This window comes from Streptomyces noursei, from assembly GCF_016917755.1.
Classification (GTDB): Bacteria; Actinomycetota; Actinomycetes; order Streptomycetales; family Streptomycetaceae; genus Streptomyces; species Streptomyces yunnanensis.
On sequence record NZ_CP070326.1, the window covers coordinates 2164108 to 2177761 of the forward strand.

The 13654-nt window shown below is 72.2% G+C and carries 14 protein-coding genes; 9 read left to right on the forward strand and 5 right to left on the reverse strand.

From position 1 onward, the window contains the following. Position 1 precedes the first annotated feature (1 nt). Positions 2 to 1174, reverse strand: a complete 1173-nt coding sequence (locus JNO44_RS09500; protein ID WP_205362989.1) for an acyl-CoA dehydrogenase family protein — start codon at positions 1172 to 1174, stop codon at positions 2 to 4. Between the two features lie 231 nt (positions 1175 to 1405). Here JNO44_RS09500 and JNO44_RS09505 point away from each other — a divergent pair, with 231 nt between their 5' ends. The 3 genes from JNO44_RS09505 (at position 1406) to JNO44_RS09515 (ending at position 3757) form a co-directional block, all read left to right on the forward strand. Next, a complete protein-coding gene (locus tag JNO44_RS09505) occupies positions 1406 to 2206 on the forward strand; it encodes an alpha/beta fold hydrolase (RefSeq protein ID WP_073447344.1) in 801 nt (266 codons plus the stop codon). Between the two features lie 619 nt (positions 2207 to 2825). After that, complete coding sequence (locus JNO44_RS09510) at positions 2826 to 3134, forward strand: hypothetical protein (protein WP_205362990.1); 309 nt, start codon at positions 2826 to 2828, stop codon at positions 3132 to 3134. 92 nt (positions 3135 to 3226) lie between these two features. Continuing rightward, on the forward strand, positions 3227 to 3757 hold the full coding sequence (locus JNO44_RS09515; RefSeq protein ID WP_205362994.1) for a cupin domain-containing protein: 531 nt from the start codon (positions 3227 to 3229) through the stop codon (positions 3755 to 3757). A gap of 764 nt (positions 3758 to 4521) precedes the next feature. Here JNO44_RS09515 and JNO44_RS09520 read toward each other — a convergent pair. Together JNO44_RS09520 and JNO44_RS09525 are read right to left on the reverse strand one after the other, a co-directional pair. Beyond that, positions 4522 to 4956, reverse strand: a complete 435-nt coding sequence (locus JNO44_RS09520) for a VOC family protein (RefSeq protein WP_205362995.1) — start codon at positions 4954 to 4956, stop codon at positions 4522 to 4524. 42 nt (positions 4957 to 4998) lie between these two features. Then, the gene (locus JNO44_RS09525) at positions 4999 to 6015 is read right to left on the reverse strand and encodes an MDR family NADP-dependent oxidoreductase (RefSeq protein WP_205362996.1); all 1017 of its coding nucleotides are present in this window, start codon (positions 6013 to 6015) and stop codon (positions 4999 to 5001) included. Positions 6016 to 6202: 187 nt separating this feature from the next. Between JNO44_RS09525 and JNO44_RS09530 the strand changes: the two genes are divergently transcribed. From JNO44_RS09530 to dhaM, 4 genes are all read left to right on the forward strand, one after another. Beyond that, the gene (locus tag JNO44_RS09530; protein WP_205362997.1) at positions 6203 to 6373 is read left to right on the forward strand and encodes an SDR family oxidoreductase; all 171 of its coding nucleotides are present in this window, start codon (positions 6203 to 6205) and stop codon (positions 6371 to 6373) included. A gap of 760 nt (positions 6374 to 7133) precedes the next feature. Then, positions 7134 to 8126 carry a dihydroxyacetone kinase subunit DhaK gene (gene dhaK, locus JNO44_RS09535; protein ID WP_205362998.1) on the forward strand — a complete coding sequence of 331 codons (993 nt, stop codon included), beginning with the start codon at positions 7134 to 7136 and terminating at the stop codon, positions 8124 to 8126. A gap of 336 nt (positions 8127 to 8462) precedes the next feature. Beyond that, positions 8463 to 9029, forward strand: coding sequence for a dihydroxyacetone kinase subunit DhaL (dhaL, locus tag JNO44_RS09540; protein ID WP_073447431.1), 567 nt, complete (start codon positions 8463 to 8465; stop codon positions 9027 to 9029). Next, a complete protein-coding gene (gene dhaM, locus JNO44_RS09545; RefSeq protein WP_205362999.1) occupies positions 9026 to 9439 on the forward strand; it encodes a dihydroxyacetone kinase phosphoryl donor subunit DhaM in 414 nt (137 codons plus the stop codon). The genes dhaL and dhaM overlap by 4 nt, the downstream gene beginning before the upstream one ends. Positions 9440 to 9461: 22 nt before the next feature. On the opposite strand, the gene JNO44_RS09550 is transcribed toward dhaM, so the two are convergent. Continuing rightward, the gene (locus JNO44_RS09550; RefSeq protein WP_073447335.1) at positions 9462 to 10280 is read right to left on the reverse strand and encodes an SAM-dependent methyltransferase; all 819 of its coding nucleotides are present in this window, start codon (positions 10278 to 10280) and stop codon (positions 9462 to 9464) included. A gap of 362 nt (positions 10281 to 10642) precedes the next feature. On the opposite strand from JNO44_RS09550, the gene JNO44_RS09555 reads away from it, so the two are divergent. Together JNO44_RS09555 and JNO44_RS09560 are read left to right on the forward strand one after the other, a co-directional pair. After that, entirely contained in the window at positions 10643 to 11242 is a 600-nt protein-coding gene (locus JNO44_RS09555) for an RNA polymerase sigma factor (RefSeq protein WP_235092781.1), read from the forward strand. A 55-nt stretch (positions 11243 to 11297) separates the two neighbouring features. Further along, on the forward strand, positions 11298 to 12062 hold the full coding sequence (locus JNO44_RS09560; protein ID WP_235092782.1) for a hypothetical protein: 765 nt from the start codon (positions 11298 to 11300) through the stop codon (positions 12060 to 12062). A gap of 17 nt (positions 12063 to 12079) precedes the next feature. Here JNO44_RS09560 and amaB read toward each other — a convergent pair whose 3' ends face one another. Continuing rightward, positions 12080 to 13654: an L-piperidine-6-carboxylate dehydrogenase gene (amaB, locus tag JNO44_RS09565; protein WP_205363004.1), complete on the reverse strand. Its 1575-nt coding sequence runs from the start codon at positions 13652 to 13654 to the stop codon at positions 12080 to 12082.

Sequence of the window (13654 nt, forward strand, 5' to 3'; positions counted from 1 at the left end):
CTCACGCGTCGAGGCCGCCGCGCTTGACCAGCTGGCCGGCGATCACGTTGCGCTGGATCTCGTTGGTGCCCTCTCCCACGATCATCAGCGGCGCGTCACGGAAGTACCGCTCCACGTCGAACTCGGTGGAATAGCCGTAACCGCCGTGGATGCGCACCGCGTTGAGGGCGATCTGCAGGGCGGTCTCGGAAGCGAAGAGCTTGGCCATGCCGGCCTCCATGTCCACCCGTCGGCCGGCGTCCGCCTCGCGCGCCGCGTACAGGGTGAGCTGACGGGCCGCGGTGAGCGACGTGGCCATGTCCGCGAGGTAGTTGCCGATGGACTGGTGCTGCCAGATCGGCTTGCCGAACGCCTCGCGCTGCCGGGCGTAGGCGAGCGCGTCCTCCAGGGCCGCGCGCCCGACGCCGAGGGCCCGGGCGGCGACCTGGAGGCGGCCGGTCTCCAGGCCCTTCATCATCTGGCCGAAACCCTTGCCCTCGACGCCGCCCAGCAGGGCGTCGTCGGGCGCCCGGCAGTCCTCGAACGACAGCTCGCAGCTCTCCACGCCCTTGTAGCCGAGCTTGGGCAGGTCCCGGGAGACGGTGAGCCCGGGGCCGTGCTCGACGAGGAGCAGGGAGATGCCCCGGTGCGCGGGGGTGGCGGTCGGGTCGGTCTTGCACAGCAGCGCGATCAGTTGCGAGCGGCGGGAGTTGGTGATCCAGGTCTTCGTCCCGTTGATCAGGTAGCCACCGCCGCGCGCGTCCTTGCGGGCGACGGTGCGCAGGGCCTGGAGATCGGAGCCCCCGCCCGGTTCGGTCAGCGCCATGGTGGCCCGGATCTCGCCGGTGGCCATCTTCGGCAGATAGCGGCGCTTCTGCTCCTCGGTGCCGAAGCGCACCAGCAGCTTGGCGACGACGGTGTGGCCGCCCATCGCGCCGGCCAGGCTCATCCAACCGCGCGCCAACTCCTCCGTGACCAGGACGTAGCACGGGGTGGAGACGGGCGTGCCGCCGTACTCCTCGGGGACGGCGAGGCCGAAGACACCGAGCCGCTTCATCTGCGCGATCAGTGCCTCGGGGTAGATGTCGCCGTGCTCCAGTTCCCTGACGACGGGTTTGACGTCCTTGTCGACGAAGTCGTGCACCGTGCCGACGACGCTCTGCTCGTCCTCCGAGAGGACATCGAGGGTGCTCATCCGCGACGCTCCTTGTCTCCACCGGGTCCTCGACTGCGGCCGGAACGCGCCCCGTTCGGCCGGATACCCTCGTGCATGCTCACGCGAGCAGCGAGGAGCGGGCAACGGGGGACGCCGCCATGCGGGGGACGGACGGCGGACGGCCGGCGCGGGCGGTGGCCGACGACCACGCGCCTCGCCCGGCCCACCCGCCGGCGTCCGGCCGCCCTCGCCGGACCCGGAGGAAGGCCCATGACCGACAGCGCCCCGCACGTTCCCGACCTCGCCCGCGCCGCCGACGGCACCCGGCTCGCCTACCAGCGCCGGGGCGCGGGACACCCCCTCGTCCTGCTGCCCGGGCAGGCCAACAACCACCACTGGTGGGACCCGGTGCGGGCGGACTTCCACGGCACGCACACCACGATCACCCTCGACTACCGCGGCACCGGTGACAGCGAAGCACCGCAGGGCGGCTACTCCACACGGCAGTTCGCGGACGACGTCATCGCGGTGCTCGACGCCTCGGGTGTCGAGCGGGCCGACGTCTACGGGACCTCCATGGGCGGACGGGTCGCCCAGTGGGTCGCCGCGCGGTACCCCGAGCGGGTCCGGCGGCTCGTCCTGGGCTGCACCTCCCCGGGCGGCCCGCACGCCGTGGAACGCGACGCTTCCGTGCGGCGCGCCCTGGCCCACCCCCACCCGGAGACCGCGCGCCGGACCCTGGTGGACCTGATGTACTCCCCCGCCTGGCGCGCCGACCACCCCGGCCCCTACCCGACCCTCGGCGACCCCGACATGCCCCCGCACGCCCGCCGCGGACACCTGGTGGCCAGCAACGCGCACGATGCCTGGGACGCGCTCCCCGACATCGGCGCGCCCACCCTGATCCTCCACGGCGACCAGGACCGGCTCACCCCGCCGGACAACGTCCCGCTGCTCGCCGCCCGCATCCCGGACGCCAGGACGCACCTCTTCCGCGGTGCCCGGCACGCCTACTTCCACGAGCGCCGCGCGGAGGCCGGCGGCCTGGTCGCGGCGTTCCTGGGTGGCTAGCGGACACGACCTGGGACCTGTCCCCCGCCGGCGGCGATGCGCCCGGGTACGTCCCCCGGCCCGCGGTGGTCCGTGTGCATCGGCCGTCCTCGCAGGAGCGCCGGAGGCGGCCCCGGCACAGGGTCTGCATCAGCCCGACCGCCCAGCACATCGGGCACCCGCGCAAGGCGAACAGGCGGACCGGCAGCAGCACCAGGCTCGCCGGGCCGACGGCCGGGAGGAGCGCGACCGAGCCGGCCAGCGCGCCGAACCCCACCGCGCCGCGCACCAGGTGCCGGGTCAGCGAGGTGCTCGCGAAGTCGGGACCGTCGGCCTGCCGGACCCACGGACCGCGGCGGCCCGCCGATGGCACCGGCGCACCGGGCCGGCGGCGCCCGGCGGTGATCGGCAGGGCGGCACCGACGAGTGCGACCATCGCGAACCGGACTCCGGTGCGGTGTATGGGGTCGTCGCCCCCTCCCCGACCGGACGGCGGCAGTGGCTGCCGCCCGTGACCGCCGGGCCGAGCCGCCCCGTTGACGTCGCTCGTCCGACGACTGCCGCGCGAGATGTTTAGTGATCGTTTATTGCGGCTCGACAGGATGTGGAGCGTCGAGCAGGATCCTTCGCAGGGGACGGTATGGCCAAGCTGTATCTGGAGAAGCTCAAGTGCGTCACGACCGAGGGCTGGAGCGGCTTCGACGAACCGAGGCTCGTCGTCCAGGACCGCGGCACCGTGTGGAATGGAACGGTGCTGGGAGATCGGATGTACACCGTCAAGTACGACTGCGACTTCACGGGGATGATTGCCGTCTCCCTCGGGGAGGCCGGCGCCTCGGGCGGGGACGGCGAGCCCGGGGAGCAGTGGATCACGGACACGCCCGGCGAGCGCACTCTGCGCTTCAGGGCGGACGGCGCCGAGTACAGGCTGCTGTACGCGGTGGAGTAGGAGGCCCGGCCGGACGACGCCCTCGTTGCGGCGCGCGGGCGATCAACTGGCTCTCCCCTCGGTGGCGTTGGGCAGTGCGCCACAATGCTCCCATGACCGATGATCAGTCCCGAATTCCCGCCCGTGCACTGCTGCGTCGCCCCGAGGACGGGGAGCTCATAGACGTCGCCGGTGTCGCGCACTTCTTCCGGTTGACCGGCGAACACACAGGCGGGCACTTCGCCTTCGAGGAGTTCAGCCTCGCCCCTGGAGTGATCGGCGCCAGACCGCATGTGCACGATGGGCACGACGAGTACTTCTACGTCCTCGAAGGCGAGTTGACGTTGCACACCGGGGACGGCGAGGTAACGGCCGGTCCCGGACATCTGCTCGCCGCGACCCGCGGCACCCCGCACGGCTTCCGCAATGCGGGCACGGTCTTGGCACGCGCCCTGTGTCTCTACACTCCCGCCGGATACGAGGACTACTTCCGCGACGTCCACGCCGCGGTGAGCGCCGGGGCGGAAGCGACCGATGAGCTGCTGGCCGAATTCCGCAGCCGCTACCGGACCGGTTCCTACCAGGTTCCCCCGGCATCATGTCGCGCCTCAGCTCACGGGGATGCGCCTCGGCCGAGCCATTAGGCTGCGCCGCAGCTCTTCACCCATGCGTCACGAATAAGGGTAATGACACCTACGTCATGTTCGGCCGGCTTCCTGAGCGCGGAGCCAGTGGAGGTCCCCACACGGAATTGAGCCCCCTCGCTCTTGACGCAAGGGGGCTCAACGGGCTGGCGACTACCGCACCGGCATCAGTCCGCTCCACCCAAATCAACGCAGTAGCCCATCATGCGACTGCCCTTGAACGTGGCGACCTGAACTCCAATGTTGCCGATGCCACCCTTGTACTTGGCCGACGTCCACCCTCCTTGCGTTTGCCATAGCCGGAAACCTTGTTCCAGTGGCCCTGCACGATTTTCCCGTTCATGTCCACTATGAGGATTCGAATCGCCGCATAGCGGCCTTCGGCCCGGCCGTCCGCCAGGTTCAGCTTGACACTGAGCGTTGCGCCCGGCCCGTGCCAGTTAGTAGATGTCCGCCCCGCCCGACGCCCCGATGTCGCCCGTGGTGCACGCTCGCTGCACCACAGGGTCACCCGAGCCGACCGCGGGAGTGCGGGCCTTTCCGACGACCGCCGGAGGGCCTTCGCACAGGATTCCCGGATCTCGACCGGCGTCCGGCCCCAGTCGCTCGCTCGGCACCTCCTGGGCGCGAGCGTGGTGCCCCATTCCACGGCGACCTTGACGATTCCCTCGGTCGGCGCCGAAGCGTCGACGGTATTCGACGCCTTCTTCGTACCCAGCTCCGGATATCAGGCGCTTCCCCTGCCTCGCCGGCCCGGAAAATGCTCAGTCGAGACAGAACTCGTTGCCCTCGATGTCCTGCATCGCGATACACGACTCATTGACGCCATCGGCACGCAGCAGTTGCACGCGTACCGCGCCGAGCGCGACCAGTCGTGCGCACTCGGCCTCCAGCGCGGCCAGGCGCTCTTCACCCACGAGTCCGGTGCCGACCCGTACGTCGAGATGCACCCGATTCTTGACGACCTTGCCCTCGGGAACGCGCTGAAAGAACAGCCGCGGGCCCACACCTGAGGGATCGATACAGGCGAACGCTGACCCCTGGCGCTCAGGCGGCAGCGAGCGATCGTAAGCGTCCCAAGTAGCGAACCCCTCCGGTGGCGGCGGTACGACGTACCCCAACACCTCGCACCAGAAACGAGCGACGCGCTCAGGTTCTGCGCAGTCGAAAGTGACTTGGACCTGCCTGATCAATGACATCGGCGCACCATAGCAGTGGTTTTGTGCCCGGCCTGGAAACGGTCAAAGCTCCACGTGCACCGCACCTATATGCCGGCCCTCCACCAGCTCCCGCAGCGCGCGCGGTGCCTGGTCGAGCCCGGTCAGCACGGTGCGGGGGAAGCTGAGCGTGCCGTCCCGCAGCGCGCGGCCGAAGAAGTCGGTCCACTCGGGGATGACGTCGAGGTGGTCGAAGAGCGCCGCGCCGCGCAACGTGACGCTGCCTGAGATAAGGGCGTGGGGGTCGATCTCCGTGACGGCCGAGTCGCCCAACTGCCCGGCCAGCGCGCCGATCAACGCGATGCGTGCCCCGCGTCGGGCCAATGCCATCGCCGACTTCAGCTGCTCGCCACCCACGTTGTCGACGACCACGTCGAGCCCGTCCGGCGCAGCAGCCCGCAGCTGTTCGTCGAGGGAGCCCGCGTTGCGCAGCACGACGGCGTCGTAGCCCAGTTCCTTCGTCAGGATGTCGGCCTTGCGCTGTGAGCTGGTGGAGCCGATGACCCGGGCCGCGCCGCGCTGCCTGGCGATCTGCCCGGCCAGGGAGCCCACACCACCCGCCGCGCTGGTCACGAACACCGTGTCGCCCTGGCGGACTTCGCCGGCACGCACGACGCCCAGGTAGGCCGCGGCGCCCTGCGAAAGGTGCGCGGCCGGGAAGGGCAGCGCCCCTGGGTCCAGGCGCTGGACGGCCTGGGCGTCCAGCACCGCGTACTCCCGCCAGCCACCGGTCTGGCTGGCGACCAGATCGCCCACCTGCAGACCGCTGTCGCCTGCGTCCACGACCTCTGCGATACCGGGTCCCGGCACACAGGCGCCGACGTCGAACGGCCGCATCGGCAACTCGCCGCGGCCACGGATCAGTTCGCTCATGATGGTGAGGACGGCCAGCGTGGTGGTGCGGACGAGCACCTGGCCCGGCCCCGGCACGGGCACCGGGACCTCCACGACGGTGAAGTGCTCCTCGGACGGCACACCCGTGGAGCGGGTGACGAGGTGAACCTCTCGATGGGTCGCCGGGACGGCGAATGCTGCGGACATGCGCTGACTCCTGATCTCGTCCGGTCAGTACCGCGGGAACCCGGTCCTGCCGGCAGAACCGTGGCACCCTGCCCCCAACAACGCCCCCTCCGCGTCCCAAGATCCCTGTTCCGCTGTCGGCGAAGCAGTCCAGCCGACGCGCTGCACTGGGTGTGGCGTACAGCCGCGCCGCCATCGCCAAGTCGTCATGAAGCTTTGGAGATCCGGCCGCCGCGGCATACCGGCGCAGTGCGGCACCGAGCCCCGCATTGCCCGGCCCGAGGAGATCGCCAACGCGATCGTCTGGTTGCTGTCGGACGCCGCGAGCTTCGCCGTGGGGTCTCCGCTGGTCATCGACGGGGGTTACACCACGCGGTGAGACCGAGGCGTGGGGAGTCGGGGAGTCGCCGCTCGTCGAGCGGAAGGGTCGGCCAGTGGCCAGCCGCAGGTGTAGCCAGCGCCTTGCTGCGGTGCCAGGAAGAGCGTGCCGTCCTCCGGTTCGGACACACCATGCGGAAGGCCCCGGGAAAGCCTCAGCCGACTGCCTCGATGGGGAGCCGCGCCACGACGCCAGGGCCGAGGTCGAGGTCGAGGTCGAGGTCGAGGAGAGTGGAGCCGGCCGGCCTCGGGCCCCTTTGAGCGGGAGGCACACCGAACACGAGAGCAGCGGAGCTCCTGACCAACGCAAGCGGCTCCGTCCTCATCGCCCGGGGGACGTGGCGCCGCGCAGCTTGTCCCAGGTCAAGGGCCGCATGCGCCGTTCGGGTGGCCGGGCGCCGGTTCTCGTCGAGCGGCGCACGACCGGGGGTGTTGGCGGATCGCCTGGGGTTACGGAGCGCGCGTTCGTCGGGAAGGGCGGGCGTCGGCCGATGAGCGCCCGTTGTGGCGGAGAAACCTTGTGGACGACGGTGCAGCCGGCTGCTCGCGGCCCGATACTTGATCCGCCGGAGCAGTCCAGCGGAAAGGTCACCCGATTGGCTGATCAACCATCAGGAACGTCAGCATGAGGTCAGCATCAGTCCCGCCGGAAGCCGCCGTTCCGCGCCTGGGACGCCAAGATCGAGAACCTGCGAAGACGCGTCCGACCAGCAAAAGATCAAGCCATGGCCGTGCTTGTCGAGGATCCTTGGAAGGTGCCCATGAGGATGTTGATCAACGTCGCCGAGACCGTGGTGGCGGACGCCCTGCGCGGGATGGCCGCGGCGCATCCGGAGCTCGTGGTGGACGTGGCGAACCGGGTGATCGTGCGGCGGGACGCGCCGGTGGCCGGGAAGGTGGCGCTGCTCTCCGGCGGAGGGAGCGGGCACGAGCCGTTGCACGGGGGGTTCGTGGGGCCGGGGATGTTGGACGCGGCGTGTCCGGGTGAGGTGTTCACCTCGCCGGTGCCGGATCAGATGGTGCGGGCCGCGACGGCGGTGGACGCCGGGCGCGGGGTGTTGTTCGTGGTGAAGAACTACACCGGCGACGTGCTGAACTTCCGGATGGCGGCGGAGCTGGCGGAGGACGAGGGGGTGCAGGTCGCCAGCGTGCTGGTCGACGACGACGTCGCGGTGCGCGACTCGACGTTCACCGCCGGGCGGCGCGGGACCGGGGCGACGCTGTTCGTGGAGAAGATCGCGGGGGCGGCGGCGGAGGAGGGGATGCCGCTGGAGCGGGTGGAGGCGGTGGCCCGGAAGGTCGTGGCGTCGTCGCGGAGTTTCGGGGTGGCGCTGAGCGCCTGCTCGACGCCGGCCAAGGGCAGTCCGACGTTCGACCTTCCCCCGGGCGAGCTGGAGTTGGGGGTGGGGATCCACGGCGAGCCGGGTCGGGAGCGGCGGGCGATGATGACCTCGCACGAGATCGCGGACTTCGCGGTGGACGCGATCCTGGAGGACCTGCGACCGCGGCTGCCGGTGCTGGTGCTGGTGAACGGGATGGGGGCGACGCCGCTGCTGGAGCTGTACGGCTTCGGCGCGGAGGTGCACCGGGTGCTCGACGAGCGCGGGGTGTCGGTCGCCCGTACGTTGGTGGGGAACTATGTGACGTCGCTGGACATGGCCGGCTGCTCGGTGACGTTGTGTCAGGTCGACGAGGAGTTGCTGCGGTTGTGGGACGCGCCGGTGGCGACGGCCGGGCTGCGGTGGGGGCGCTAGGGCGCTTCTGGCGGATCTCCGTGGAGGAAGGAGCGGCGTCTGGTGCGTGCGATCGCAAGGCGCCGGGATGTCTTCATAGCGGAGCTATGGGGACATTGCGGCAACGCCGCGAGCGGGCGTGCCAGGCGCCGCGACGCCGCGGAGATCCGTCAGAAGCGCCCTAGGGCGCGGCAGGAGGGGTGAGCCGGGGGCGGAGTGGGGTGTCGTGGGCGGCGGTGGGTCGCCGTTGGCGGTACGTGGGTGTCGCAAAGGGCGGCAGTCACTTGGGAGTCGGGTGTGCAGAGGGGTGATGGTGTGGTGGACACGGGGTTTGACGCCGGGTTCTTCGTGCGGTGGATGGTGGCGGCGGCCGGTCTGGTCGAGCAGGAGGCCGGGCGGCTCACGGAGCTGGACTCGGCCATCGGCGACGCCGATCACGGAACCAATATGCAGCGGGGGTTCGCCGCGGTGGTGAAGACGCTGGAGAGCGAGCCGCCCGCCACGCCCGGGGCGGTGCTGGTCACCGCGGGGCGGCAGCTGATCTCGACGGTGGGGGGTGCCTCGGGGCCGCTGTACGGGACGCTGCTGCGGCGGGCCGGGAAGAGCCTGGGCGAGGCGTCGGAGGTGACGGTGGCGGAGTTGCAGGCGGGGCTGCGGGCCGGGGTCGAGTCGGTGCGGGAGCTCGGGGGTGCCGCGCCCGGCGACAAGACCATGGTCGATGCCCTGCTGCCGGGCGTGGAGGCGCTGGGGACCTCGCTCGACGCGGCGGCCGGGGCGGCCGAGGAGGGGGCGTTGGCGACCGTGCCGATGCGCGCGCAGAAGGGGCGGGCCAGCTATCTCGGGGAGCGCAGCATCGGGCATCAGGACCCGGGCGCGACGTCCTCGGCGCTGCTGTTCGCGGCCCTCGCGGAGGTGGCGCGATGAGCGGCGAGGACCGCGTGGTGGGTGTGGTGCTGGTGTCGCACAGCAAGGCGGTCGCGGAGGCGGTCGCGGAGCTGGCGGTCGGGCTGACCGGGGACGGCCCGAAGGTGCCGGTGGCCGCGGCCGGCGGAACGCCGGACGGGGGGCTGGGGACGAGCGCCGAGCTGATCGCGTCGGCGGCGCGGGAGGTGGACCGCGGCGCGGGGGTCGCGCTGCTGGTCGACCTCGGCAGCGCGGTGCTGACGGTGAAGGCGCTGATCGCGGAGGGCGACGAACTCCCGGCGGACGCCCGGCTGGTGGACGCGCCGTTCGTCGAGGGGGCGGTGGCCGCCGTGGTCAGCGCGTCGGCCGGGGCGAACCTGGCGGCGGTCGTGGCGACGGCCGAGGAGGCGTACGGCTACCGCAAGCGGTGAACGCCCGGTCCCGCGGGCGCGCTCAGGGTTTGCGGGCGACCGCGGCGTAGCAGGCGGCCTCGGCGTCGGTGACGTGGGTGGCGTCCTCGGGGCAGTCGGGGCGCCACTGGTGGGAGAGGGTGACGCCGGGGTCGAGGAGTTCCCAGCCGTCGAAGAAGCGGAGGAACTCGGCGCGGGTGCGGAACTGGAGCGCGGTGCCCGCCTCGCGGTAGATCCCGAGGATCCGGTTCATGGTGTCGGGGCTGTAGTCCGCGGTGGCGTGGGTCATCGCCAGCGTGCTGCCGCTGGGGAGGGCGGCCTTGAGGGTTTCCACGACGGTGTGCGCGCGGTCCCGGCCGTCGTCGGTGACGAAGTGCATCAGGGCGTTGAGGCTCAGGGCGACCGGCCGGGTCAGGTCGAGCGTGTCGAGGAGCTGCGGGGCGCTCAGGATGCCGGCGGGCTCGGTGACGTCGGCGGGCACGTAGGCGGTGCGGCCCTGGGGGGTGCCGCGGAGCAGGGCCGCGGCATGGGCGAGGACGATGGGGTCGTTGTCGGTGTAGACGATGCGGGCGTCGGGGGCGGTGCGCTGGGCGATCTCGTGGAGGTTGGGCGGGGTGGGGATGCCGGTGCCGATGTCCAGGAACTGGCGCAGGCCGGCGCCGGCGAGGTGCCGGGTGGCCCGGTGCATGAACTCGCGGTTGATCCGGGCGGCCACCAGGGCTGCGGGGAAGACGCCCAGGACGCTGCCGGCGGCCATCCGGTCGGCCAGGAAGTTGGTCTTGCCGCCCAGCATGTAGTCGTAGATGCGGGCCGAGTGCGCCCGGTCCAACTGCAGGTCCACCACGGGCTCGTGCTCGGTCATCGCGCGCTGCCTCCCCGCCGTCGGATGGGTCGCCGGCCGGGCACCGCCCGCGCGAGCGGCGTCCGACGGGGAGAGCACTGCCCGGTGGGTGGGCGTTCATGCGCCGGGGCACCACCCGGGCGCGGGCACCTGCCGTCTGCGCCGGGCCCGGTGGTCGCGGGTGGGCGGCGGCGCGCGGGATCTGGTCGTTCTCGGTCACGAGTAGTCATATGAATACGGAGCGCAGGAATATTTGTCGTCGGGTGCCACAAATCGGCTTGGTTTCCTGTTGATTGGAAGGTGAGGGCAAACCGTCCTCCCGGCGCGGCCGCCGTCCTCGGTGGCGCCGCGCCGGTGCACGGCAAACGGAACGAGGACGGCGCGTGAGCACAGACCGGAACCGACTTCTGCCGGCCAGACGGCCGGACCGTGCCGTCCTGCCGGAGATAGTCGCCCCGCAGGAATCGGGTCGGCGGCTGGCGCTCACCTTCCAGGCGTTCCTGGCGACCCACGCCCGCAAGTGGCTGGCCTACGCCTATCTGCACACCGGCAGCGAGGACGCGGCACACGAGGTGACCCGGGCCGCGTACGAACAACTCGGCCGGGTGTGGCCGCACGCGCTGCGGCAGGCGTCGGTCGAGGCGTACGCCTGGGCGGTGCTCAAGGAGCGGGTCACGGAGTGGCTCTACGACCGTCGGCAGCCGACCGCGCTCACCGAGACCGCCGCCTTCGCCGTCGTCACCCACGCCCTGCTGCGCGAGTGCCAGCAGCAATTCGCGATGTTGGAGAGCCAGTTGGGGCTCTATGCGGCGATCTCGCGGCTGCCGGAGCGGCAGTGCGACGTGATCGTGCTCCGGCACGTCATCGGCTACGGCGACGCGCAGATCGCCGCGCTGCTGGGGGTGGACGAGGTCACCGTGCGCTCGTACGCGAGCCGGGGCAAGCGGAAGCTGGCCGCCGCGCTCGGCATCGATCAGGGATAGCCGGCCCGGGAACGGCCGGACAGTGCAGCGGGAGTCGAACATGGGGGAACGGAAGATGACGAGAGCGCACCGGTACCCGGGCGGGCGGCGGGAGACCGTCGAGTCTCTGCTCAGCGCCGCGGCGGCGGTGGCCGGGATCGACGGGCTGGCCGACTTCAGCGCACTGGACGACGCGGGGGCGCTCGACGGGCTGGGCTGTCTGGCGCCCGCGGCGGCGGGGCGGGGCGCGGAGCTGCCGCCCGCGGTGGTGCCGCCGCCGGGACCGGGGCGGGCGGCCCCCAGCGGGTATCCCACCGCGCGGGACGAGGCCGTCCACGAGCTCCAGCTGGCCTGCGCGCTGGTGGTGAACGCGGCGGCGGCCGCGGCGAGCCTGGAGCGGCTGGTGAACGACCACCACATCGATCCGGAGGGGGCGCTGGTCTTCGGCTGCCTGCTGCACATCACCGGGCGGTCCGCGGCGGCGCGCTTCTGGTGGCTGTTCGGCGCCGGGGCCGGCAGCCGGACCGCCGCGTACTGCCTGTATCTGGCACACCGCGGGGACGGCGAGTTCCGCGACGCTTCCTACTGGCGCGAGCAGGCCGCGCACGCGCCCGACGAGGAGCCCCGGGCGGTGGCGGCGTTCGACGAGAAGCAGCTGCTGCCGGACGAGGCCCGGCACAACCTCCTCGTCCAGTGGCACAGCGGGCTGGCGCCGACCCTGCCGACCGCGCTGGAGAACGTGATCAACCGGCTGGTGGTGGAGGGGGACGACGAGGACTTCGGGGCCATCCCCCGGCCGTCGCCGACGCTGGTGGAGGACCTGGGGCGGGCCCTCCACTGACGTCGACGGCCGCACGCTCAGAGGAAGTTGACGCCTTGGGCGAGCGGGAGGTCGGCGGAGTAGTTGACGGTGTTGGTGGCCCGGCGCATGTAGGCGCGCCAGGCGTCGGAGCCGGACTCCCGGCCGCCGCCGGTCTCCTTCTCGCCACCGAAGGCGCCGCCGATCTCCGCCCCCGAGGTGCCGATGTTGACGTTGGCGATGCCGCAGTCGGAGCCGTCGGCGGCCAGGAACCGCTCGGCCTCCCGCTGGTCGCGGGTGAAGATGCTGGAGGACAGGCCCTGCGGTACGCCGTTCTGCAGGGCGATGGCCTCGTCGAGGGTGCGGTAGGTCAGGACGTAGAGGATCGGCGCGAAGGTCTCGGTGGCGACGATCCCGGTCTGGGCGGGCATCCGGACGAGGGCGGGGCGGACGTAGGCGGCGTCCGGGGCCTCGTCGGCGAAGTGGCGGTCGCCGCCGACGAGCACGGTGCCGCCGGCGCGGCGCGCCTCGGTCAGCGCCTCGGTCATCGCGGTGTGCGCGGCGGTGCCGATCAGCGGTCCGACGAGGGTGTCCGGGTGGTAGGGGTCGCCGATCGGCAGCTGCGCGTAGGCGTGGGCGATGCGCTCGACGAGGCGGTCGGCGAGGTCCTCGTGGACAATCAGCCGGCGCAGGGTGGTGCAGCGCTGGCCCGCGGTGCCGGCGGCGGCGAAGACCACGCCGCGGACGGTGAGGTCGAGGTCGGCGGAGGGGGTGACGACGGCGGCGTTGTTGCCGCCGAGCTCCAGCAGGCAGCGGCCGAAGCGGGCGGCGACCCGGGGTGCCACCTGCCGTCCCATCCGCACCGAGCCGGTGGCGCTGACCAGGGCCACCCGGGGGTCGTCGGCGAGCAGTTCACCGTGCTCCGGTCCGCCGAGCAGCAGGTGGTGGACGCCGGGCGGGGCGCCGGTGTCGGCGGCGGCGCGGGCGAGCAGGGCGGTGCAGGCGAGCGCGGTGAGCGGGGTCAGCTCGGACGGCTTCCAGACCACCGGGTCGCCGCAGACCAGGGCGATGGCGGTGTTCCAGGACCACACGGCGACCGGGAAGTTGAAGGCGGAGATCACTCCGGCGACGCCGAGCGGGTGCCAGCTCTCGGAGAGGCGGTGGCCGGGGCGTTCGCCGGCGATGGTCCGGCCGTAGAGCTGGCGGGAGAGGCCGACCGCGAAGTCGCAGATGTCGATCATCTCCCGGACCTCGCCGAGCGCCTCGGAGCGGATCTTGCCGGCTTCGAGGGTGACGAGGTCGGCCAGGTCCTCCTGGTGGGCGGTGAGGAGTTCGCCGAGCCGCTTGACCAGGGCACCGCGGACCGGGGCGGGGACGGTGCGCCAGGCAAGGAAGGTGCGGTGGGCGTCGGCGAGGGCGGCCTCGGCCTGTTCGGGGGTGGTGGCGGGCAGATGGGCGAGGACGGCGCCGGTGAGCGGGGTGCGGGCGGCGACCGTGGCGCCGGTTCCGGGGTCCCGCTCCGGGTACGCGTCGAGTCCGGCGGCGCCGCAGTGGCGCAGCGCGGTGCTGGCGCGGGCCCGCAGGGCGTCGGTGCCGGGGAGGCCGAGGGTGGCGGGGTGCGCGCTGACGGTCAT

Bases quoted from the DNA above. Each gene is read 5' to 3' on its own strand.
- dhaM (WP_205362999.1), top strand. From the start codon at position 9,026: ATGAGCGGCGAGGACCGCGTGGTGGGTGTGGTGCTGGTGTCGCACAGC.
- JNO44_RS09500 (WP_205362989.1), bottom strand. From the start codon at position 1,174: ATGAGCACCCTCGATGTCCTCTCGGAGGACGAGCAGAGCGTCGTCGGC.
- JNO44_RS09525 (WP_205362996.1), bottom strand. From the start codon at position 6,015: ATGTCCGCAGCATTCGCCGTCCCGGCGACCCATCGAGAGGTTCACCTC.
- JNO44_RS09530 (WP_205362997.1), top strand. From the start codon at position 6,203: ATGAAGCTTTGGAGATCCGGCCGCCGCGGCATACCGGCGCAGTGCGGC.
- JNO44_RS09515 (WP_205362994.1), top strand. From the start codon at position 3,227: ATGACCGATGATCAGTCCCGAATTCCCGCCCGTGCACTGCTGCGTCGC.
- amaB (WP_205363004.1), bottom strand. From the start codon at position 13,654: ATGACCGTCAGCGCGCACCCCGCCACCCTCGGCCTCCCCGGCACCGAC.
- JNO44_RS09560 (WP_235092782.1), top strand. From the start codon at position 11,298: ATGACGAGAGCGCACCGGTACCCGGGCGGGCGGCGGGAGACCGTCGAG.
- dhaL (WP_073447431.1), top strand. From the start codon at position 8,463: ATGGTGGCGGCGGCCGGTCTGGTCGAGCAGGAGGCCGGGCGGCTCACG.
- JNO44_RS09505 (WP_073447344.1), top strand. From the start codon at position 1,406: ATGACCGACAGCGCCCCGCACGTTCCCGACCTCGCCCGCGCCGCCGAC.
- JNO44_RS09550 (WP_073447335.1), bottom strand. From the start codon at position 10,280: ATGACCGAGCACGAGCCCGTGGTGGACCTGCAGTTGGACCGGGCGCAC.
- JNO44_RS09520 (WP_205362995.1), bottom strand. From the start codon at position 4,956: ATGTCATTGATCAGGCAGGTCCAAGTCACTTTCGACTGCGCAGAACCT.
- dhaK (WP_205362998.1), top strand. From the start codon at position 7,134: ATGAGGATGTTGATCAACGTCGCCGAGACCGTGGTGGCGGACGCCCTG.
- JNO44_RS09510 (WP_205362990.1), top strand. From the start codon at position 2,826: ATGGCCAAGCTGTATCTGGAGAAGCTCAAGTGCGTCACGACCGAGGGC.